Consider the following 19,314-nt stretch of genomic DNA (forward strand, 5'->3'; position numbering starts at 1 on the left):
AATAGGAAAAAGCTAAAAAGGTAACGTTAAGTAACGGTATGTCTGATCTGGAGCAGAAGTTTGTCGAAGAATATCCGAAGGATTGTAACGGCGCTAGGGCGGCTGTACGGGCTGGCTTTGCGAAAAGCCGCGCGAAACAAACTGCCTGGGATCTGTTGCAACGAAAGGACATCCGAGACGCTATAGAAGAACGTTTAAAGCTGTTTACGATTTCAGCCGATGAAGCCGCTAAGAATATCAGTGATATTGCCCGTACACGCCTGAACGACTTTATTAAGGTCCGAAAAGTACTTAAAACAGAAGTAGTACGTAGGCCGCTCCAATTCCTTATCGATAAAGCTAAAAAAGAACTGGAGTTAGAAAGCGCTATTCTATTTGAACTAGAATGGGATGGTGATGAGGATCGGGATAAAAAACGTCAGGAAGCTAAGGTTAAGGACATTGAACGTAGGATTCAACGATACACGATTGAATTACGGCATAATGCTAAAGCCTATCGGGACGTAGACGACGAACCTAAATGGGTTGAGCAAGCCTATTTTGATCTGGTTGAATTATCCCGAGCGTATGATGTTGGCAATATTCACGAATACTCTGTTGGTGAATTCGGACCGAAAATCAAGATGTATCCTGCTGATAAAGCGAATGAAATTATTCTAAAGCTTAACGGCAAGTTGGTAGATCGGACAGATCATACATCTAAGGGCGAGTCTGTCAATAAGGGTTTTTATGATTTCCTCAAAAAAGTAAACACCAAGAAATGACAGTAGAGGAGGAAATACAGGCAGAATCCGTGGTACGGTCTTTTACTGAAGACTGGAATTACTTTGCGTATGAGGTGTTAGGCGCACGGCTGGATAAAGAACAACAGGATATCCTTACCAGTGTTCAATTCAACCCGCGCACATCGGTAGCCAGTGGAACGGCACGGGGGAAGGACTACGTAACAGCTGTTGCATGTTTCTGCTTTATGTTTCTTACGCCAAAGTGGAATGAAGAAGGCGACCTCATCGATAACACGAAAGTAGCCCTCAGCGCTCCTACTGATCGACAGGTAAAAAACATTATGATGCCCGAAATTTCGCGGCTGTACAATAAAGCGAAACGTAACGGTGTCATTTTACCCGGCCGGTTGAATGTCTATGATATACGTACCGAGTATGAGGAATGGTTTTTGACTGGCTTCAAAGCGTCTGAACATAACCATGAAGCATGGTCAGGTTTCCACGCAGTAAACACCATGTTTGCCATTACGGAAGCATCTGGTATATCAGATGATACGTTTGGCGCTATTGAAGGGAACTTGCAGGGTAATTCTCGTATCCTCATCGTTTTCAACCCGAATAACACTGTTGGTTATGCAGCACGTAGCCAGAAACAGGATCGCTGGAGCAAGTTCAGGCTTAACTCGCTGACAGCTCCCAATGTCATCGAAAAACGTCAGGTGATACCCGGTCAGGTCGATTACGAATGGATAACTGACAAGTTGAAGTTATGGTGTGAGGAAATTGAAGCCGACCAGGTTGATATAGCTCAGGATGATTTCGAATTTGAAGGCCAGTGGTATCGACCTACTGATATTTTCCGAATAAAAGTACTGGGCAAGTTTCCCAAAGCTGGTAAAGATGTCCTCATCCCTCAACAGTGGATTGAAGCCGCACAGGAACGTTGGGTACGTTATCACAAAACGATTCGTGTTGATCCATATCCAAAACCGCTACGTTTAGGTGTTGACGTTGCCGGTATGGGTCGGGATAGTACGGTATTTGCTCACCGACATGGCAACATTGGAAAAGCCTTCACGAAAAGCAACTCAGGAGGTGAAGCTGACCACATGGAAGTAGCTGGGCGGATAGTTCACATTCTGAAGAACGACAAAAAAGCAACGGCCTTCATCGATACCATTGGCGAGGGCGCGGGCGTGTATTCCCGAACAAAAGAATTAGGTTATGAATCGCGGGCGCTGTCGTGTAAAAACAGTGAAGCCGCAACCGATAACAGCGGGGAACCTCTAACCGATATAACTGGCCAGCGAACATTTGCCAATATGCGGGCGTATCTGGGTTGGGCCGTTCGTGATTGGCTAAACCCGAAAAACTACCCGGACAACACGCCAGATGTGTATATGCCCATGCTTCCGCCTGGAGGTGGCTTTTTAGAAGAAGCGACTGAGATTAAATACAAATGGCTCTCTAATGGCTCGATCATCCTTGAAGATAAGGACGATGTGATTAAACGCCTAAAACGGTCGCCGGATGAGTTTGACGCTATGGCTAACACATTCTATCCGTTTGAGCCAACCTCAAAAGTGAAGGATTTATCAGGATATTTTTAATCATAAACGTGTATGACTCTCAAAGAACTTAAAGAATTACTGGCGAGCACAGGTGCTTCAAATAAAAGTATCAGTGATATTATAGCCAAATTGAAATCACGGCCGGAAGCTCTTGATCTAAAGACATTCCGGGAGCAGTATTCCCCGAAGGGCCATGATACGATGAGCACAGTAGAACGGCCGGATAAACAGATCAAAAAGCCAAACCCTGAAGACCCGGAAAAAACGATTGATGCTATAGAGAAAGTCAATCGACTTGCATTGCCAATGCAGAAGATTATCGTAAAACGGGCTGTCAGTTTCTTGTTTGGGAATCCGGTTAAGATTAACTCAGAAGCGAAGAAAGAGCAGGAAAAACAGGTATTAAACGCATTGAATCGAATTCTGAAGGACTGTAAAATCAATTCGTTCAACCGTCGGATTGCCAAAGACCTGTTTCGCTCGACTGAAATAGCAGAATGCTGGTACCCTGTTGAAAAACAGGAGAATCATAGTACCTACGGATTCGATACGAAATTCAAGATCCGTGTAATGGCCTTTAGCCCCTGGGATGGAAACGATTTGTATCCGTTGTTTGATGATACAGGGGATATGATTGCTTTTAGCCGCGCTTATACCCGTAAAGATGATGAGGGTAAGGAAGTCAAGTATTTCGAAACCTATACGGACGATGAAAAACTAGTCTGGGTACAAAAGGATGCAACATGGGAGGAACCTCAACGTACCCCGAATATCATTAAGAAAATCCCCGTCATCTATGGCAAACAGGATGGTGTAGAATGGGCCGACGTGCAAACGTGTATTGAACGGCTGGAATACCTGCTATCCAATTTTGCCGATACCAACGATTACCACGCATCGCCTAAAATCTTTGTTGAAGGGGAATTGACTGGTTTCAGCAAGAAAGGTGAATCCGGTGCTATCCTACAGGGAACATCTGGCACTAAAGCGTATTACCTCAGCTGGGATCATGCTACGGATGCTGTAAAGCTGGAGATAGAAACGCTGTTGCGATTTATCTACACATTCACCCAGACCCCGGATATTTCGTTCGACAGTGTGAAAGGGCTCAGGGAAATCAGCGGTGAAGCGTTGAAAATGCTGTTTTTGGATGCACATCTAAAGGTTCAGGAAAAACGGGAAGTTTTCGATGAGTATCTGGAGCGACGTACGAATATTATCAAAGCGTATTTAGGCTACGTAAATACCACACTAAAGACTTTTGCGGATAACATGGACATCGAATCAGAGGTGCAACCATTTATCATCAACGACGTAGCGGCTACGATCAAACAACTAACGGAAGCGACTGCGGGCAAAGCTATACTATCTCAGCGTACGGCCGTTGCTCAGTCAGGCTTGGTTGATAATGTTGATCAGGAAATGCAGTATCTACAGGAAGAACGCGACCAGGCCGCTGAACGTGATGTATTTGAACGCACTGTCTAAGTCTTAGTAACATGATAAACGAGTCAGACGAAAAGAAGTGCACGTACTACATTGATGTGATTGAACGTGCACCCAAACCAGGCGAGTATATGGTATGGGTTGGAAAAAAGGGGATCAATCAGGTACTAATGATCAAGTCGGTAAAAGCGGTTAAACATAAAGTGGTAACAGATACACAGGCTTATCATTTAAAACTACAGCCGATGAATTACTTAAAAGAACTGACCGTGATTGATGAAAAACGGCGCATGGGTGTTCCTGTCAGCTGTCGGGTTTGGGTACGAGGAGAAGAAGCCTGGCCTAGTTACTGGCATCCTAGAAGCAAAAAACGATGAGCTACCGTAAGTTTTCCCCGCAGGAATATAACGACCGGCAACTGAAGCGGGTAGAATCATTCACCCGTAAAATCGACCTCATCTATTACAGCGCCATTATCGAAGCGGCTCAGATTGCGGTTAATGTCGCTGTTGATACGGAAAAGCAGTTTTCCTTTGATGATTATTCCCAGACCACAGAGCGGGTAGAAAGCCTATTCCGGCGCATGGCGCTGGATATGCTATTCACAATTGAATCAGGACAGGATGAAGCCTGGTCGTTTTCAAATGATAAGAATGACGCACTTGTCGATTTAGTGTTTAGCAGTCCTATCCAGACCAACGAAACAACACCCGCTCTAACACCGCCACCCCACTATAAGGTCAGGAATCAGGAAGCATTAGCCGCGTTCAAAGAACGTACTATTGATGGATTAAACCTGTCGGATCGAGTCTGGAGATACACCGGCCAGTTCAAGACTGAATTAGAAATGGCCATCGACGTTGGATTAGGTGAGGGTAAATCCGCTCAGCAAATGAGCCGGGATATACGTAAATACCTCAACGACCCTGATATGTTGTTTCGCAAAGTGCGGAATAAACGGGGAAACCTGGTTCTATCCAAACGGGCAAAGAATTATCATCCTGGTCAGGGTGTCTACCGTAGCAGCTACAAAAATGCGATGCGATTGACCCGAACAGAAATCAATGCAGCCCACCGGGAATCGGATCATGTACGGTACCAGACATTAGATTTTGTCGTGGGTTTTGAGGTTCGGCGCTCGAATAATCCGGGTAATTGTGAGGTATGCGCTAAACTAAAAGGACGTTATCCTAAAACGTTCAAATTCGTTGGCTGGCACCCGCAATGCCGCTGTCATGTGGTGTCTATTCTGGCTACTCCGGAAGAGCTCAGGCAGCTGAACCAAATGATTCTTAATGGTGAAGATACTACGGCTTTCCGAAGTGTCAATGAGGTAAATGATGTTCCTGAGAATTTTAGAACGTGGGTTGAAGACAATCGAAAAAGGCTGGAAAACTCACCCAACAAACCTATTTTCATTCGAGACAACTTCACGGGTAAAGACTTTGCAAAGGCCAAATTCACGATTTCAGAGCCGGTAAAAAAGGCTTTTTTGGGAATCGATCTATCAACCCTTATTAAAGGTGATGTGCCTACGAATGCTGAAATGAAGGCCGTTATTATGGCATTTGCCAAGCAACATCCAGAGCATTTCGCCAATGGGTTGGAAAGTGTCAGTATTCTGAAAAGTAAATCGTATTTAATGCAGCATTCCAGGCTTTACAACCCGTCCACCAATCAATGGTCCTCCCAATCGAGTATTAGCCTTTCAACGCATAGCTTTTCTATAGGAGGGCAGCTGTTTAACCCTACAGAAGAACTTAGGGGAGCCTTTGCCGCAATGAAGGCAAACACTCCCCTAACCTTTAATCAGGAATATTCTGTAGAAGCGCTTTGGCATGAGATATTACATGCCAAATCAAATACCCCTCCTCGAAAGCTGAATGCATCCCGGTTGGAGCGTATGGAAACACTCAACCAGTTCACAGCCCGTCACACCTATGATGAGTTTCTAAAAGCATTCAATTCGAATGCCCTCCACAAACAACAGGTGCTCGAAAATGGCTATGGGTATAAAGGTTGGGTTAAAAGTTTCCGTGATGACCTTAAAAAGCTTGGTATCGCTGAAGAGAAAGCGGTAAAAGACTTGATGCCCGTGTTAATGGGCGATTACGCAGAAATATTGAAAAAGCTTAGGGACTATATGGCTACTCCTCAATAACCTGGTAATCCATACCTCGTTTGAATTCCGCTACTTTGTCGGGAACCTGTGACCAGTAGACCTCAGCTTTAGCCTCATCTCCACGATTTAAGTACAAAAGCCCTAAATCAAAAAGTGCTCCACCTGGGGTAATGGTAGCCCTGTAGCCTTCCTCAGTGTAAGGCTCAGGGAATACCAGATTATGGCGAACGTTAATCCATCGGTCCAATACCCCCAGCTCGTCTATTTCGTCTGGTGTAAGATTATGATCAAATACAGTTTCCATTACTTAAAGGTTTGCGTAGTACTCAGAATCATCAATAGTAACTTCAACATACACCCCATCATCATTTGAAGTCCAGGCAACATACTTCACGTTAAAAGATGATTGAAGAAATATTTTCTTTACAGGTAGCTTATCTGAATCATACTCAGAGCTAATCAACGAATACAGCCACTCCGATTGTATTATATGACCGATACTAGGTACTACAGGTAGTTCAAGGAAAACGGCGAAATCCGTATTGTATAACACAAATAGAATTCTCATCGATTAGGCTGTTTTAATTTGACTCCCAAAAGCACCTCTTTCGAGCATTCCCCTTTCACGTAGTCCACTGCCAGAACAGCAATAGCCCTACCCTGTAACGTTGTCAACTGATCAATACCATCATACGTTATACGATGCTGAGCCAGCACGTTTATTGATTCGCTATAGCCTTCTTTTACCGGCCGGTTAATTTTTTGATTAATTAACGGATCCGCTAATCGCTTTTGCAAATCCTGAATCGTTTGTTTTATCTGGCCTTCTGTTGGCGGCATGAGTGTTTCCATACTGAAATTTACGTTAAAGTTATCTGGAACCAGCTGCAACGGTCCCAGATAACCAGGCAATGTTTTAGGATTAAAGATTTTCTAAGTCGTTCTGTAGCTCCTGTACTTTGACTTCACAGTACTTCACATCTGGGCTATCAGTACACTGTTCGTCAGCTAATAGATTGGCTAGTCGTTCCCACTCATCAATCTGTGATAGAGTGAGTTTTATAATGGAGCTCTTGTTCATCGTAATTGCTCCATGTTATTCACAGCGAACTTAGGAATATCTTTCACGCTACCCAGCTTCAGTTTAGCCATAATGTGGGTTTTGTGATTGGTTAATGTTCGCAGCGATATGTTCAGTAAGTCAGCAATGCTTTGATTCTGGTGCCCCTGACCAATCAGTCGTAGCACCTCCAGTTCACGCTCGGTAAGCGTTGAAATCACGTCCCAATCTCCCTGACTGACAACACGCATGGTTGCACGTCGGCTACGTCGCTCATCCTCTTCATAAATCTCTTTTCGGATCGCCCAAATGTCAAGGTTGGAAATGGGATCAAGTAGCGTTTCGACCACGTAAAGCCACGGTTTGGCTAGTTCAGGATCATTGGCCTGATGTCGTTGGTAGTTGTCCAACGCTGTTTTTAGGACGAGTAACGTACGCCCGTCAAATTGGTGCAGTTGTCTCATGACCATTGGCAGTTTGCGCCAAAGCCACGTAATACGTAGTTTTGTCCGGTGAACATAATGAACTGTGTTTACAGCCCCTTTGCCTGATCCTCCACGATTGCAGCATTGGGGCTTTTTTATCTGAGAAATATACTTTAAATACAAGTACTTTGTGGGTAAAAATTAACTCAACTCATTAATCAATTCATTTCGGATCGCTTCAAGCTTTACCAATTCCTCATTGTTGAACCGCTTATACTGAACCATATTAAGCTTATTAGAAAATAAGCTTACACTGATACCTAACCGTCTGGCAATTTCAGCCTGCTTTATAGCCGGATGCTAAGCCAATCTAATTCAAGCATTATCATTTGTCTCTTTATTAGTACTGCAAAGGCAGGCAAATAAAAATATACTTATTGATTAAATGGTAGAAACTATTCATTATTAAATATAAAGCGCAGCTCTGCTCACAACTATAAACCTCAATCCATATATTCGTATTAAAAATCTATTTAAAGGTCTAATATTCAGATATAATAGACACAGTATTAAAAAAATGCAACAAGAGCTAAAATTTAATCTTTAGTTAAGATCCTGCCAAATAAAGTACAGAAAATTACCAAAAAAGACACAATGGAAAGAGACCAGAAAATAGCAAACCTCCTGAATAGAATTCAATATCATTCAATTAATGTCCCCTTCGATTTATCTATTTATTTAAGAGAATTAGGCGAAGATACAAATGAAATAGATGAAATATTAAAGCGTGTAATTGATGAAAATTTTATAATACCGGCTACGGCATATGGAAACAATTTTTATTATTTAACACATGCAGGAAAGCGAATGGGTTTATCAAACAGTTATGTAAATGATCAATTAAAAAAAGATCAGGAAATAATTAAATTAAAGGATCGTGAGAGAATATTAGCTGAGCGTGAGAATGAAGACCGAAAGTGGAAAAACCTTAATAACTACATAACAATTATAAGTGCTTTAGGAACATTAGCTATAGGTGTGTGGAATACATCCCTAAATAACGACATGGATGATGTATTGCAAAATCTAGATACAGTTAAACTGAAGTTAGATTCTTTAACATATAATATAGAAATTTTAAAAAAGAACTCAAAATCATCTACCATGGACTCTTCTAAAAAGAGTGAAATTAATAAAACTATGTCCACAATCAATAAAGAAAATAAGAAAAATTTGCCAGTGCATTAGGTAAAATCATATAAATATTCAGTATCCCTCCCAGAAACGATTTGTCTTATTTCATTTAGTTTATCAATTATGGCATCATAATTATAAACAAAATCCGAATTCACCAATTGATTAAAATACAAAAAATTATTTTTTGTATTTAATAAATTATCTTCTTTAAAATCATAGGAGTAAACTTTATCATGTTCCAAATATACATTTTCAAGTATAACGTTAGGCGGTTGATTATTTATAAAACTTAACATTTTTGGATATTGTTTCATAATTATCTTTAATAAACCAGTATTTTTCATTTGTTGGTTAATAAGTGAAACTAGCGTTAAGTCGTTAGGAAGAGAAAAAAAATATACTTTACATTCCTTATAATCTTCCAGTGAAATTAAATCTTCTTTAAGTAACACTTTAAATACTTTATTCTCATCACCATTAAATTCCGAATCAATAACAACTACTTTATTTGTTTTATAAAACAACTTACCTATTCTATCTTTTCTCATCTCCAGCGGAATATCACTAAGTATATTAATATACTTATTGGCAAAGACTTCAAATTCTAAACAGAACCAATATAAAAAAGTACATTCAAATACTTTAGGCTCTAACTCATAAAACAAATCAATTAAATTGTTAAATTGTTCTCGCCTAGGATGATGATAAATCTTATTCAGCAGAGGTTCTTGGTCATTATTAGCATCCAAATATAAAAATTTTGCAGCAAAATAATCCTGCAATGACTTATGTGACCATTTAATATCTGTGCCTTCTCTTTTAAATAAGGGTACAGTTTCTAAAAGATCGTCTATAAAATCTTTAGGTTTAAAACTAAGGTTGGGAATTTTGGCTAATATAATATTTAACAATTTATGCAGGTAATCTATTGAGTATTCGACCTTATTCTCTTTTGCTGACAAAAAAGCTAAATATCGCAGTACTTTCTCGAAATCATCTGAATGAAGCTGAGAATATTTTTCACGTCTATAGTAACCCTCTTTTGTAAGGTCGTGAGCTTCGAATACCGCATCATATATCTGTCGGTAAAACAATGTTTTTTTCAGTGGAATATCTTTTTTGTAATCAAAAGACTTAAACAATAAAGAAACTAATAGAGGGTTTCTCAAATATTCACTGATTGTATGGTCATTATCATCCAATATCTTACTAATAAGCATTGCAGCTATTGGACGATAACTATAAGCATCATATCGATGTAACAATGCAAATGCTTCTTCATTCTTAAGCGGATTAATCCTTGCTTTTAAAAATGTCCCATAGGATTGGAGGGAAGGTTCTGATCTAGAAGCAATGATAAGAAAGTTACCAGCACAAATATCAATAAATTCATGAAGATTTTTAGTTGTAAAATTTCGATTACTATTGGGTATTTCATCGTACCCATCAAATATAATTAATGATCCACCACTTTTCAGAATATTAATTATTGTAGTAGCTTCTAAGCCATTTTCCTCATTTTGATTTACTTGCCTTTGAATCTCCTGTATAATTGTATTGTCTTTATTAATATGACGTAATTCCACTAAATAAGCCATATCAATTGCTTTCTCTACAAATAAATTAAATATTTTTTTCACAACTGTTGATTTACCCATACCTGCGGTATCTTCAATTATTATCCGTTGGTGGTTAAGTAGCAGATTATGAAAACCATTTGAATTATCAATTTTATATTTATTCCCCCCTTGAATCAAAGTTAATGGTTCATAAAGCTTATCAAAATCTATTTGCATATTAGGAAAAGCTAACGTATCAATTGTTGAGAATTTCCGGTATCTCGTTTTTAAATAATTTTTAAAGGAAATATAGATAGGTGAATCAATCTTAACCGAAGGAAACCTTTTCTTCAATAAAGCATCAAAAATCGCATCAGGATTATTCATCTTAAAAAGTTTTTTGTTAAATTGATTGCTGGGCACTCTTGGTGAGTTAGCAAGTGTTTTCCTCCAATAAAATCAATCCTTGTTAATTCTGCTTAACTACTAATTAACGAATTTATTAAGGATATAAAAGCTCATTCCAATGGTCGTATACCGCTAAGATAAGTTATGCTGAATCATACCCCATTCCTTAATCTGCGTCTGGGCAGCTAAATATACTGAACTTAGTTCGATGATTTACGATACCCGAATGAATACTTAATAAAACCCAGATCGATGGCTCGCTTGTCGAGTGATTTGAAGACGTAGGCAAAGCCGAAACGCTCATCTTTTAGGGGGGATGGCTTACCCGTTTTCTGATACGCCCGTACGGTATCCCGGATTACAGTGAGCAATTCAGCATTCTCAATGCAGTTAATCAGCCGGACAAACTCATCGGGTTGAATAGTGGCCATATTCGGTTTCTCCAGCTTCGGCCCCGCTACCGCAATCAGCGTATCCATGATGCCGGTTCGAAACTCGATGTCCGTAATGGCTCCATTGGTAAAATCGTTGATGAGGCCGTCTATCTCATCAGTAAACTCTTCGATAGTCATGGCTTACCGGCGAAATGAGGTGTCGATTGGGAGACATTCGCCGGTGTATTCCCAGGCGTCGATTTTATACGCTTCAATCTCTTCGGCCGTCGCTAGTCGAAAACTACGGCCTCTAGCGAATTTGGCCCTACCTTGCAAATGCTCAGTGATGTGCGATTTGTCCATATAGTACTTATGGGCCGCTTCTTCACGGGATTCGAACATTTTTCCGTCGTTGAGGCAGATGATATACTCCTTGCGTTTGCGGGATTTGGTAACAGTCACCTCGACCTTGACTGGTTTGGGCACATCTACTGGCTGACCATCAACAGTGTAGGCCTGGGGGATTCGAAGCGTACGACCTAGGGCAGCATGCTTTTCAAGGGTTGCCACCAATCGGTGGGCAGGAATGTAGAACGTGGTATTGTTGATCAGATCACCCCCATAAGCCTGACAGGGAATCAGCCCCGAAACGTCGGTTGGAGGCAGGTGTTTTTGGCCCTGCGGGGTAAAGCCTTTTCCGTTGAATTTCGTAGTTGTTTTGAATATTTCGCGTGACATAAAACTTGATTTTAAAGGTGATTATGAACGATTTGGCATGAGCGCTCCCAAAGCAGGCAAGCCCGCTGACTGGAAGAATTAAGAAGTGGATTTGTAAGCTTAGGACCGACGGCGGGATTTGGCCGTAGGCGGAAATTCGATTACATTGAACATTTCATAAAACCGGTCTTCAATACGAGGTCCGTAGATTTTGCCGATTTCGTCCAGGGTATGATTGGAGGTAATATGGGTACGGAAATAGTTGCCGTACCGATGGCGATTATCAAGAATCTGAGCCATGACGTTTTGCCGTTTGGTGTAATGAACACCCTCATCCTCCTGTCCCAGATCATCATAAAAACGGCCTAACACCTCATGGCCAAAGGTTTTATCGGGATTGTCGGCCACGGTGTCCTGCGAATAATAGTCGATCACCTTTTGCCCCCCTTTCTTCTCGTCCGAGAATTCACCGACGATGACCTGACAGGTATGGGGCGTGTAACTGGCCAGTGGGTTGGTATCGCATAGCTCCATTAACTGCGTTTTACCCACACCCGTTGGCCCTGCCAGAAAAATACCTTTTCGAAACGAATAGCCGGGTTTCACCTCTTCAAAGCGCTCGTCTTTGGTAAAATACAGGGCGAGGATTTTTAAGACATTTTCATTGTCCTTATCCACGTCGAACCCCTTCCAGCCCAAATCTTTGGCCCGGGCCTGCCCCCGTTTGGTGATCCACTCCCGAAACTCTTTGGCCGTTAAGGTTGGGAATGTGCGGATGCCTTTGGCCTGTTTACTGTAAGCCAGCGAATAAAGCGCCTGTCCCTTTTCGCGCCGGGCCTTGAATACCAGCTTCTCCAGCTCCTCCTGAGTTAATTCGGGATATTGGGGCGGCTCAGAGGTCCACATCGCAAGTGCTGCCTTCTCCTCGGTAGTCAGGTTGACCGAGGGACGTAGGTCTAAGAGTGCCTTGTGTTCGTTTTCCAGAATGGTTGTTGCCATGGTTTTTTCGTTGATTTCGAGCCTGATTCTCTTTTTGTTGAGCAATTTCACCCCGTATCCAGTTGTTGCAGTGATACAGCAAATCGCGGTGTCGGCGGTCCCGGAGGTTGTAGGAGGCCCATTGGAGATGAACAAACTGGGCAATCCAACGTAGGGTTTCTTCATCGGTCAGATCGTTCTGGCTCCGGACGTACTTAAAAATCCGGTGATCGTTTTGCAGCTTCAGCGTAAACTCTTCCAGCTCGGCGGTATCGGCATCGGGCAAATCGTCAGGGGAAGGGGGCGGCCGGAACTCGGGACGGTCCGCCGCGCGGTTGGGGTCATTTTTTTCAGCGTTGACAGACTTCTGAATTTCACCAATCGTCAAAACGTCGTTTCCCTCCTTATTTTTTTTTATAGTTTGGGTTTCATTGTTTCCGGTTTGGTATTCTATATTATTATAGGACTTATCCGAAAACATCTCCGTTTTTTGGGTATGTTCCTGGAGATGTTGTTGGAGAAGTGGCCGATTAACCTCTCCGTTTTTTGGAGAAGTAGTTGAGTTAACATCTCCGCTAACATCTCCGTTTTTCGGGTATGTTAACGGAGATGTTGGAGGGAAAAGTCTTTCTTCTGATGCCAGAAAATACGCTCGACCCGCCCGGCTCCCCTGCCCAAAACTCTTGACCTTTATTAGTCCCCTACTCTCCAACTGTTCCCGTGCTGGCTGCACCGTTTTTACGTTCACACATAGCAAACCGGCGATCGCCCCATCAGTCCATTGACAGGATTCCGGCCAATCGCTCTTATGGCCTTTCTCGCTAAATTCATTGAGCAAACACGTATACATGTGGGTCGCTCCAGGGGGAAAACCCTGTTGCCTGTGCAACTGCCAGAACCGATTCAACAGGGCTATGTAATTCATACGAATAGTCTATTATAAGCAGGGTAATACGGTTGGTTGAAGTATTACCCTGCCCTATTTACTCACTAACGACCATCTATATACGCAACTATTTTTCAATGATCACAAATGGCTCAAAGATGGGTCGTTGCTCGTCAAACTTTGCCTTCACCGCATCGTCGTAAAACTCCTCAAATGTTTCCGAAACCAGATAGAGTAAAACAGATCCGTTGTTGGGTTCAATCTCAATGCTGAGGTCAATTACAGCTGGCTCGTAGCCGTCAAAAAAGGGAACAAACAACTGAAACTGATAGCCAGACAATTTCGACTGAGCTTTGGTGTACTGGTGATTCTCGATTGAGCCTAGCCGATCATTGGCGGATTTGTGATCCGATTCCGTTTTGACCTCGAAATTCATCAGGCCATGAACCAGGCTTTTATGCTCTTCCCGGCTTTTGAAATAGTGCGGTTTGTATTTGATGAGCTGAAGCAATTCCGTGTTCCGATAACCCCGCCCGTTAATGCTGAGCGATTCCAGGAACGGATTCTTTTTGAGTTTCCCTCCTACGGTAATTGTATCCCGCTCCTGCTCACCAGCAATCAGGGTAATCGACAAATCACTTTTGTTAAAATAAACGTGACAGTCACTAACGTCAAATCGATCCAGCATTTTCACGGATTCAGTATAACGCTTACTGACAAATTCAGCGGGAGCGCCGAAATTCCCAACCAGGCTAATAGCAGGTTCTAGATGAATCTTGGCAGCCTCGCCGTGCCGAATCACCAACTCATTCTCATCGAGTGATTCAATTTTAAGATGCAATGTATCGGTCATAGTATTGATAAACAGCTAAAAATGAACGAATTGAAATTGAGTATTAGGATTAATCGGCCGATTCCAGCCGCTTTCGATTGAAAGGAATTCGATGCTGACGACGCTCGTCAATCGTCAGAGCGCGAGCGTGAACAAGCTGAGAGGTTTCATCGTAGAATTCGAGCGTAGCCTCCTCTTCATTGACGTACTCGTAGACATTTACGACCTTGTTTTCAACACCGGTTCTGAGAATAGAGAGGTTTTTGACTTTCTCCTTTTTGATGGGCTCCGTAGCCCCTTTGTGAATGCCTTTAGCCCGTTCAAACTCCTCGGCCGCCACTTGCAACTCAATGTCGATGTCAGCATTTCGTTTCTGGAGTTCCGCTCGTTGCTCATCCGTTATTTTGACGGGGAGCTCCCGTTTTTCAAAAAAGAATTGATCCATAGATCTATGATTGGTTAAAGTGATACGTAGCTACACCCGCTTGTCTTTCTGAGCCTTTAATCGGGCTTTCCAGTCTTTAGCTTCCTGCTTACGATTGGCTTCGTACTGCTTGTTTGCCTGTAATTCGGCTTTACGCGCTGGCTTTAGCATGAGCTGGATAAAATTTCTTTGTATCTGGATGGAAAGCGAGTCCCTTTTCATGGGCGATTCGTTTCATCTCCCTAAACAGCTCTTTCTGAGAGTCTTCATCCTGACCCGGTAAATCCTTCAGCTTCACCGCATGCGCTGTCCAGTCGTCTGGCTTTTTGGGATTGAGCATCGGCACCGCATCGACCCAGGCTTTGCGTTTATGGCTGGCATCGGCAAAATCTTGTGGGGTTTTGGTTTGCAGCTGATCAGCCGTAACCAGTGGCTTTTGCCCATTCGACTCCAGATGCTTATTGACCTCATCGACGGGGTTAATCGTCAGAAAGAAAACTTGCAGGATAGACAACTTTTGCGCCTTTAGCAGCAAGTCATTACTGAGCTTCAGACAGGGTAGAACGACCACCGCCCGGGATACAATCGCATCCCCGTTACCAAACCGAAACGTCCACTCGGCCCCCAGCTGAAGTTGTTCGCCAGACTGAATCGTATCCTGTACACTACAGGTAGCCAGCAGACTATTGGCAAATAGACTGGCTTTGAGTTTATCGTATACCTCATCCAGACTCAGCGAGAGATTGGCGATCTCTTTGGTGCTGGCCTGAACGGCCGTCATGGCCATAAATAACGTAGTTGGGCTTTTTGTGCTCATGGCAGCGTAGAAACAGGAAGTTTAGCGAAGTGAACGAGCAGATAATGATAAACCAAGTAGAGTATACAGGCTCCCATGATGGCGATCTTAAACCAGGCTAACCGGCTGTACGTTGATTTTGGGCGTATCATATCCGGCTCAAAAACAGGTTATACAAACCAAACGCGATGGCGAACAAGGCCATGAGGAGTACATAGGTCGTAACCCAGACGGCACGGGCCGTGCTGTGGGTGTAATTCCACCGGCCCGTCCAACGGTACACCAGCCAGCCTTCCAGCTTGAAAAGTCGGCTCTTAGCCCAGCGAACCGGGCGTGACTGAGCGATCGACAGGGCAATAACTGCCCAGGGTCGCATTTTGAGAATTGCGAGCTTAATCATAATTTTGTGTTGAATTTGAACTGTTGCACTAGCCCTGGCCATGCCGGGGTTTGTCATTCTACGGCGAGTAGAATAGCTGGGAGCATCGCCCCCACCCATTGCGTTACCACCGTGCCTCCCTTAGCGGGACTATCGTTAGGCGTACACCTTCCGGCGATGCCGTTCTATGAATCGATCTAATTCCGAACGGGTGATCCAAACCCGGTTCCCAAATTCAGAGGGAACAATCTGATTACTTTTCACATAGGTGTGGAGCGTTGTTCGCGATACTTTCAGGTATTTAGCGGCCTCCTCAATACTCAGTGGTTCATTGCCCTGCTCCCGATCCTTGGCCTTTTTAATTTCTAACCGAGCCGCTTCCAGGGTTGCCTGTAAGGTCGATAAAAGCTCGATATCCACGGATACTTTCATACCGATGCTAGTTTAGAAATCCCTCCAATTCGTTTGGCGATGTTGTAAATTGTCGATCGAGACACACCGTACTTTTTAGCGACTGCCAGTTCACAGGCGGTAGGCATTGAGCCGGGCAATGCTTTGAGCTTAAGAAGCTCGGCGTAAATCTTCTGATCCCGCTTCTGCTTACGTTTTTTGGTAGGCGTTTTCATGGTAGTCTAACGGGTTAATCACGGACAATCACCGGTTTGTACTTCTCCAACCACTCGCACTCGGCCACTGTCACCAGATAGCCCGGCTGACCAGACCGTTTGGCCCGAAACGTATCGTCGCTGCACCCCCAATACTCACAGAAATCACGACGGGCCAGGATTCTGAACGCCTTGGGTATACCGTTAAATGCATGCATGAGCCGATTAGCCAACGGATGCCCCGTCTGTACGCCATTTTCTGGACTTACGTCTAGTTTTTGTCCTACCATTGTGCTATTGTTGTAGTGTTATCGTGCTACAAACTTAGTTGCAACTAATTGCAATTGCAACTAATTGCAAAAATATTTTTCATATACCTCAATTGTCTTGAAAAGTACAACTTTACAAATGGACACCTTTGGAGACAGGCTTAAGTATTTGCTTGATATTAAGAAAGTTACCCCTTATATGCTGGCTAAAGAACAAGACCTATCAGCGGGAACTTTAAGTCGTGCAATTAATAACAAACACAAAGCGACTAAGGCAACAATCATTTCCATTTGCAATGCTTTACTCAAGTATGAGGAGGTTAAATTCACTCAAGTAGAGGTAGATTGGCTTGTTAAGGGCGAAGGAAAAACACCCCAATTTGACCGAATGGGATTTTATAAGCCCAAGATTTCCAAAGAGCCAAATCCGAATGACGAGGTAGTACCTCTTGATTTAGTTGATGAAACTGCTGTTACCACTACACCCTCAGGTAGTGAGTTCCGGGAGTTGGATAATGGTTCAGTGTTGCTAACCATACCACTCGTTCCGGAATATGCCTATGCCAGTTACGCACACGGGTGGAAGGATCCTGAATACCTGGAAGAGCTACCCAAATATTCAATTGTCTTACCGCAACCCGAAAAAGGCCGGTTTCGCGCTTTTGAGGTAAAGGGGGATAGTATGAATGACAATAGTTTAAATGCTATTTGCCATGGCGATGTAGCGATCGGAAAGTTTATCGAACCAGATCACTGGGGCTATAAACTCTACACGAATGGCGGCACTGATTACGTGATTGCGACGCACGACGGGCTGATCATCAAACGCATTGTAGGTCATAACATCAAAGAAGGTATAATCACCTGTGCATCAAAGAATCCAGATAAAAATGAATATCCCACTTATGAGGTACGCCTTTCTGAGGTGTATGAATTATATATAGTGCGTAAAGTTGATCGGGATTGGACTAAAAGGTAGTTTATAATTATATGACTGATGATGAGATAAAATGGATCCTAAAACACCAAGGCAAAGTAGCCGCGATCCATTCAGTAATAAAAAGCCATAACCTCAAGTTCGATCAAGCCGAAAAATATGTAGAAAATCTTATTAATGGTTACCAATCTAACGATGATATAAAAATTGATGTAGAAGAATTAGAGAAATATGTCCCTAAATTTATAATTGATGACCGGTCTTTAAAAAAACTAATGGCCGCAAAACAAAGCTCAAAACATTATGCATATATAAGTAAAAAAGACTATCAAATAATGGTAGAAAAGAAACAGGTCTATGATGAAACAGGAATAGTGCCTGATATAAAAAGAATTGATTATATACCTAGGCCTAAAATTAACCAGCCAACTAAAAAAGAAATACCAAATAAGTATCTTTACATAGGGGCCTTTTCTTTGTTTGCTATTGTTATAATTTTCATGATTTTTATAAGCAATTCTACAAATAAACAAGACAGTTCAAACAACGATACACTTACAGATGCACAAAAGGATACTGCCATGAAGTATGCCATTGAAAGCAAAATGTCATCACTTGGTCAAACGTGTTTATCTGTGATCTATGAGGGCCATTCTTGTGTTTGGGTTTATACGATTGAAGATGGAGATAATAAGGATGGTCTTGCTAGGCTTTTATGTCCAACTGCCCAAGAATATGGGGCTAAATGTGTATCTATATACAATTCGAACCAAAAAAGATTAGGTCGATCCTTTTGCGATTAACCAACCTGTTGTCCATTACCCCCATCCAGAACCTTTAATATCTATCCTAATCCTAAACGTTCACATCAATAGAAAAACATGGCGACTTTAAAAAATGTAAAAGTTACAGCTGCAAATATTCTAGCTTTTTCCGTTCCATTATTAACTATTGTCATTGCTAAAATTACCGGAATGATTTCCGGCAAGGATCAGCTTTTGATTTATACCTTTACAGTAGGGACAGCTATAGCCATGTCTTTTTTAGCCTTTTTCATATTAAAAGAGCTATTTGACGTTCCCGATACCGCTAAAAATATATCAGAAATGGCTAATAATCTACTTGAATCCATTAATGAAACCAATAAACGAGAGAAATTATTAGTGCCTAACAATCAATTAAAAAGGATAGAAAGTAGTGCAGATATTATTCGTATTATTAGTCCAGATCTATATGATGATGAACATGAATTTCTGGACACTATAGTTTTAAATATTAAGAATGATAAAAAGTATGAATATATTATACCAGACAAGCCAGAAGTAGTTAACCGCATGATTCGATTGATAAAAAAAGTGGAGCACAAATCTGGCAAGAAAAGTGAGGAAATTAATATTAATTATAGAGTTATTCCGCCCAATCAAGCTCCTATCGTAACTGCATATGGTATCTATGACGGCAAAGAGATCAAGAGTCTAACTGCCTATGTAGAAGTACGGATCGGTGATGTAAAGACAGAAACCTCACATATTCAGCTCAACAAAGACGAAGCCCATTCGTTAAATCATTGGTTTGAATCTTTATTTCATCAACAGTAGACCGGT

The 19,314-nt window shown here is 42.1% G+C and carries 24 protein-coding genes; 9 read left to right on the plus strand and 15 right to left on the minus strand.

Going from position 1 to position 19,314, the window contains the following annotated elements; all coding sequences use genetic code 11:
• Nucleotides 1-38 precede the first annotated feature (38 nt).
• From GK108_RS20085 to GK108_RS20105, 5 genes are read left to right on the plus strand one after another with little or no spacing between them, the layout of a single operon-like run.
• Nucleotides 39-764 carry a terminase small subunit gene (locus tag GK108_RS20085; RefSeq protein WP_163952418.1) on the plus strand — a complete coding sequence of 242 codons (726 nt, stop codon included), beginning with the start codon at nucleotides 39-41 and terminating at the stop codon, nucleotides 762-764.
• Entirely contained in the window at nucleotides 761-2,335 is a 1,575-nt protein-coding gene (locus GK108_RS20090; RefSeq protein ID WP_163952420.1) for a hypothetical protein, read from the plus strand. The genes GK108_RS20085 and GK108_RS20090 overlap by 4 nt, the downstream gene beginning before the upstream one ends.
• A 12-nt stretch (nucleotides 2,336-2,347) precedes the next feature.
• Nucleotides 2,348-3,784, plus strand: coding sequence for a phage portal protein (locus tag GK108_RS20095; protein WP_163952422.1), 1,437 nt, complete (start codon nucleotides 2,348-2,350; stop codon nucleotides 3,782-3,784).
• An 11-nt stretch (nucleotides 3,785-3,795) separates the two neighbouring features.
• Nucleotides 3,796-4,119, plus strand: a complete 324-nt coding sequence (locus tag GK108_RS20100; RefSeq protein WP_163952424.1) for a hypothetical protein — start codon at nucleotides 3,796-3,798, stop codon at nucleotides 4,117-4,119.
• Nucleotides 4,116-5,903, plus strand: coding sequence for a hypothetical protein (locus tag GK108_RS20105; RefSeq protein WP_163952426.1), 1,788 nt, complete (start codon nucleotides 4,116-4,118; stop codon nucleotides 5,901-5,903). Before GK108_RS20100 ends, GK108_RS20105 begins: the two co-directional genes overlap by 4 nt.
• Here GK108_RS20105 and GK108_RS20110 read toward each other — a convergent pair.
• The 3 genes from GK108_RS20110 to GK108_RS20120 all read right to left on the minus strand — a co-directional run bounded on the left by GK108_RS20110 (nucleotide 5,890) and on the right by GK108_RS20120 (nucleotide 7,388).
• Complete coding sequence (locus GK108_RS20110; protein WP_163952428.1) at nucleotides 5,890-6,168, minus strand: hypothetical protein; 279 nt, start codon at nucleotides 6,166-6,168, stop codon at nucleotides 5,890-5,892. The genes GK108_RS20105 and GK108_RS20110 overlap by 14 nt on opposite strands.
• Nucleotides 6,169-6,428: 260 nt before the next feature.
• Entirely contained in the window at nucleotides 6,429-6,716 is a 288-nt protein-coding gene (locus GK108_RS20115) for a hypothetical protein (protein ID WP_163952430.1), read from the minus strand.
• Between the two features lie 225 nt (nucleotides 6,717-6,941).
• The gene (locus GK108_RS20120; protein ID WP_163952432.1) at nucleotides 6,942-7,388 is read right to left on the minus strand and encodes a LuxR C-terminal-related transcriptional regulator; all 447 of its coding nucleotides are present in this window, start codon (nucleotides 7,386-7,388) and stop codon (nucleotides 6,942-6,944) included.
• A gap of 615 nt (nucleotides 7,389-8,003) precedes the next feature.
• Here GK108_RS20120 and GK108_RS20125 point away from each other — a divergent pair.
• Nucleotides 8,004-8,597, plus strand: a complete 594-nt coding sequence (locus tag GK108_RS20125) for a hypothetical protein (protein WP_163952434.1) — start codon at nucleotides 8,004-8,006, stop codon at nucleotides 8,595-8,597.
• Here the strand turns inward: GK108_RS20125 and GK108_RS20130 are convergent.
• The 12 genes from GK108_RS20130 to GK108_RS20185 form a co-directional block, all read right to left on the minus strand.
• The gene (locus tag GK108_RS20130; RefSeq protein WP_163952435.1) at nucleotides 8,594-10,492 is read right to left on the minus strand and encodes an NACHT domain-containing protein; all 1,899 of its coding nucleotides are present in this window, start codon (nucleotides 10,490-10,492) and stop codon (nucleotides 8,594-8,596) included. The genes GK108_RS20125 and GK108_RS20130 overlap by 4 nt on opposite strands.
• A 221-nt stretch (nucleotides 10,493-10,713) precedes the next feature.
• A complete protein-coding gene (locus GK108_RS20135) occupies nucleotides 10,714-11,085 on the minus strand; it encodes a hypothetical protein (RefSeq protein WP_163952437.1) in 372 nt (123 codons plus the stop codon).
• Between the two features lie 3 nt (nucleotides 11,086-11,088).
• Complete coding sequence (locus GK108_RS20140) at nucleotides 11,089-11,625, minus strand: hypothetical protein (protein ID WP_163952439.1); 537 nt, start codon at nucleotides 11,623-11,625, stop codon at nucleotides 11,089-11,091.
• Between the two features lie 99 nt (nucleotides 11,626-11,724).
• A complete protein-coding gene (locus tag GK108_RS20145) occupies nucleotides 11,725-12,603 on the minus strand; it encodes a P-loop NTPase family protein (RefSeq protein ID WP_163952440.1) in 879 nt (292 codons plus the stop codon).
• Nucleotides 12,497-13,507, minus strand: a complete 1,011-nt coding sequence (locus tag GK108_RS20150) for a hypothetical protein (protein WP_163952442.1) — start codon at nucleotides 13,505-13,507, stop codon at nucleotides 12,497-12,499. Before GK108_RS20150 ends, GK108_RS20145 begins: the two co-directional genes overlap by 107 nt.
• Nucleotides 13,508-13,595: 88 nt before the next feature.
• Nucleotides 13,596-14,321 (minus strand): hypothetical protein, encoded by a 726-nt coding sequence (locus GK108_RS20155; protein ID WP_163952444.1) that lies wholly within the window; start codon nucleotides 14,319-14,321, stop codon nucleotides 13,596-13,598.
• Nucleotides 14,322-14,370: 49 nt separating this feature from the next.
• Nucleotides 14,371-14,745, minus strand: coding sequence for a hypothetical protein (locus GK108_RS20160; protein ID WP_163952446.1), 375 nt, complete (start codon nucleotides 14,743-14,745; stop codon nucleotides 14,371-14,373).
• Nucleotides 14,746-14,875: 130 nt separating this feature from the next.
• Nucleotides 14,876-15,541, minus strand: a complete 666-nt coding sequence (locus GK108_RS20165) for a hypothetical protein (RefSeq protein WP_163952447.1) — start codon at nucleotides 15,539-15,541, stop codon at nucleotides 14,876-14,878.
• A gap of 127 nt (nucleotides 15,542-15,668) precedes the next feature.
• Nucleotides 15,669-15,920, minus strand: coding sequence for a hypothetical protein (locus GK108_RS20170; RefSeq protein WP_163952449.1), 252 nt, complete (start codon nucleotides 15,918-15,920; stop codon nucleotides 15,669-15,671).
• Nucleotides 15,921-16,055: 135 nt separating this feature from the next.
• Nucleotides 16,056-16,331, minus strand: a complete 276-nt coding sequence (locus GK108_RS20175; RefSeq protein ID WP_163952450.1) for a helix-turn-helix domain-containing protein — start codon at nucleotides 16,329-16,331, stop codon at nucleotides 16,056-16,058.
• Complete coding sequence (locus tag GK108_RS20180) at nucleotides 16,328-16,525, minus strand: hypothetical protein (RefSeq protein ID WP_163952452.1); 198 nt, start codon at nucleotides 16,523-16,525, stop codon at nucleotides 16,328-16,330. The genes GK108_RS20175 and GK108_RS20180 overlap by 4 nt, the downstream gene beginning before the upstream one ends.
• 14 nt (nucleotides 16,526-16,539) lie before the next feature.
• The gene (locus GK108_RS20185; RefSeq protein ID WP_163952454.1) at nucleotides 16,540-16,794 is read right to left on the minus strand and encodes a hypothetical protein; all 255 of its coding nucleotides are present in this window, start codon (nucleotides 16,792-16,794) and stop codon (nucleotides 16,540-16,542) included.
• 97 nt (nucleotides 16,795-16,891) lie between these two features.
• On the opposite strand from GK108_RS20185, the gene GK108_RS20190 reads away from it, so the two are divergent.
• The 3 genes from GK108_RS20190 to GK108_RS20200 all read left to right on the plus strand — a co-directional run bounded on the left by GK108_RS20190 (nucleotide 16,892) and on the right by GK108_RS20200 (nucleotide 19,308).
• Complete coding sequence (locus GK108_RS20190; RefSeq protein ID WP_163952456.1) at nucleotides 16,892-17,752, plus strand: XRE family transcriptional regulator; 861 nt, start codon at nucleotides 16,892-16,894, stop codon at nucleotides 17,750-17,752.
• Nucleotides 17,753-17,763: 11 nt separating this feature from the next.
• Nucleotides 17,764-18,513: a hypothetical protein gene (locus tag GK108_RS20195; RefSeq protein ID WP_163952458.1), complete on the plus strand. Its 750-nt coding sequence runs from the start codon at nucleotides 17,764-17,766 to the stop codon at nucleotides 18,511-18,513.
• A gap of 78 nt (nucleotides 18,514-18,591) precedes the next feature.
• The gene (locus GK108_RS20200; RefSeq protein WP_163952459.1) at nucleotides 18,592-19,308 is read left to right on the plus strand and encodes a hypothetical protein; all 717 of its coding nucleotides are present in this window, start codon (nucleotides 18,592-18,594) and stop codon (nucleotides 19,306-19,308) included.
• Nucleotides 19,309-19,314 lie beyond the last annotated feature (6 nt).

It is taken from the genome of Spirosoma terrae (genome assembly GCF_010435915.1).
GTDB classification, from domain to species: Bacteria; Bacteroidota; Bacteroidia; order Cytophagales; family Spirosomataceae; genus Spirosoma; species Spirosoma terrae.

What these genes read in the sequence shown, in the direction of transcription:
- GK108_RS20085 (WP_163952418.1), top strand. Translation starts at nt 39, where the DNA reads ATGTCTGATCTGGAGCAGAAGTTTGTCGAAGAATATCCGAAGGATTGT.
- GK108_RS20090 (WP_163952420.1), top strand. Translation starts at nt 761, where the DNA reads ATGACAGTAGAGGAGGAAATACAGGCAGAATCCGTGGTACGGTCTTTT.
- GK108_RS20095 (WP_163952422.1), top strand. Translation starts at nt 2,348, where the DNA reads ATGACTCTCAAAGAACTTAAAGAATTACTGGCGAGCACAGGTGCTTCA.
- GK108_RS20100 (WP_163952424.1), top strand. Translation starts at nt 3,796, where the DNA reads ATGATAAACGAGTCAGACGAAAAGAAGTGCACGTACTACATTGATGTG.
- GK108_RS20105 (WP_163952426.1), top strand. Translation starts at nt 4,116, where the DNA reads ATGAGCTACCGTAAGTTTTCCCCGCAGGAATATAACGACCGGCAACTG.
- GK108_RS20110 (WP_163952428.1), bottom strand. Translation starts at nt 6,168, where the DNA reads ATGGAAACTGTATTTGATCATAATCTTACACCAGACGAAATAGACGAG.
- GK108_RS20115 (WP_163952430.1), bottom strand. Translation starts at nt 6,716, where the DNA reads ATGGAAACACTCATGCCGCCAACAGAAGGCCAGATAAAACAAACGATT.
- GK108_RS20120 (WP_163952432.1), bottom strand. Translation starts at nt 7,388, where the DNA reads ATGAGACAACTGCACCAATTTGACGGGCGTACGTTACTCGTCCTAAAA.
- GK108_RS20125 (WP_163952434.1), top strand. Translation starts at nt 8,004, where the DNA reads ATGGAAAGAGACCAGAAAATAGCAAACCTCCTGAATAGAATTCAATAT.
- GK108_RS20130 (WP_163952435.1), bottom strand. Translation starts at nt 10,492, where the DNA reads ATGAATAATCCTGATGCGATTTTTGATGCTTTATTGAAGAAAAGGTTT.
- GK108_RS20135 (WP_163952437.1), bottom strand. Translation starts at nt 11,085, where the DNA reads ATGACTATCGAAGAGTTTACTGATGAGATAGACGGCCTCATCAACGAT.
- GK108_RS20140 (WP_163952439.1), bottom strand. Translation starts at nt 11,625, where the DNA reads ATGTCACGCGAAATATTCAAAACAACTACGAAATTCAACGGAAAAGGC.
- GK108_RS20145 (WP_163952440.1), bottom strand. Translation starts at nt 12,603, where the DNA reads ATGGCAACAACCATTCTGGAAAACGAACACAAGGCACTCTTAGACCTA.
- GK108_RS20150 (WP_163952442.1), bottom strand. Translation starts at nt 13,507, where the DNA reads ATGAATTACATAGCCCTGTTGAATCGGTTCTGGCAGTTGCACAGGCAA.
- GK108_RS20155 (WP_163952444.1), bottom strand. Translation starts at nt 14,321, where the DNA reads ATGACCGATACATTGCATCTTAAAATTGAATCACTCGATGAGAATGAG.
- GK108_RS20160 (WP_163952446.1), bottom strand. Translation starts at nt 14,745, where the DNA reads ATGGATCAATTCTTTTTTGAAAAACGGGAGCTCCCCGTCAAAATAACG.
- GK108_RS20165 (WP_163952447.1), bottom strand. Translation starts at nt 15,541, where the DNA reads ATGAGCACAAAAAGCCCAACTACGTTATTTATGGCCATGACGGCCGTT.
- GK108_RS20170 (WP_163952449.1), bottom strand. Translation starts at nt 15,920, where the DNA reads ATGATTAAGCTCGCAATTCTCAAAATGCGACCCTGGGCAGTTATTGCC.
- GK108_RS20175 (WP_163952450.1), bottom strand. Translation starts at nt 16,331, where the DNA reads ATGAAAGTATCCGTGGATATCGAGCTTTTATCGACCTTACAGGCAACC.
- GK108_RS20180 (WP_163952452.1), bottom strand. Translation starts at nt 16,525, where the DNA reads ATGAAAACGCCTACCAAAAAACGTAAGCAGAAGCGGGATCAGAAGATT.
- GK108_RS20185 (WP_163952454.1), bottom strand. Translation starts at nt 16,794, where the DNA reads ATGGTAGGACAAAAACTAGACGTAAGTCCAGAAAATGGCGTACAGACG.
- GK108_RS20195 (WP_163952458.1), top strand. Translation starts at nt 17,764, where the DNA reads ATGACTGATGATGAGATAAAATGGATCCTAAAACACCAAGGCAAAGTA.
- GK108_RS20200 (WP_163952459.1), top strand. Translation starts at nt 18,592, where the DNA reads ATGGCGACTTTAAAAAATGTAAAAGTTACAGCTGCAAATATTCTAGCT.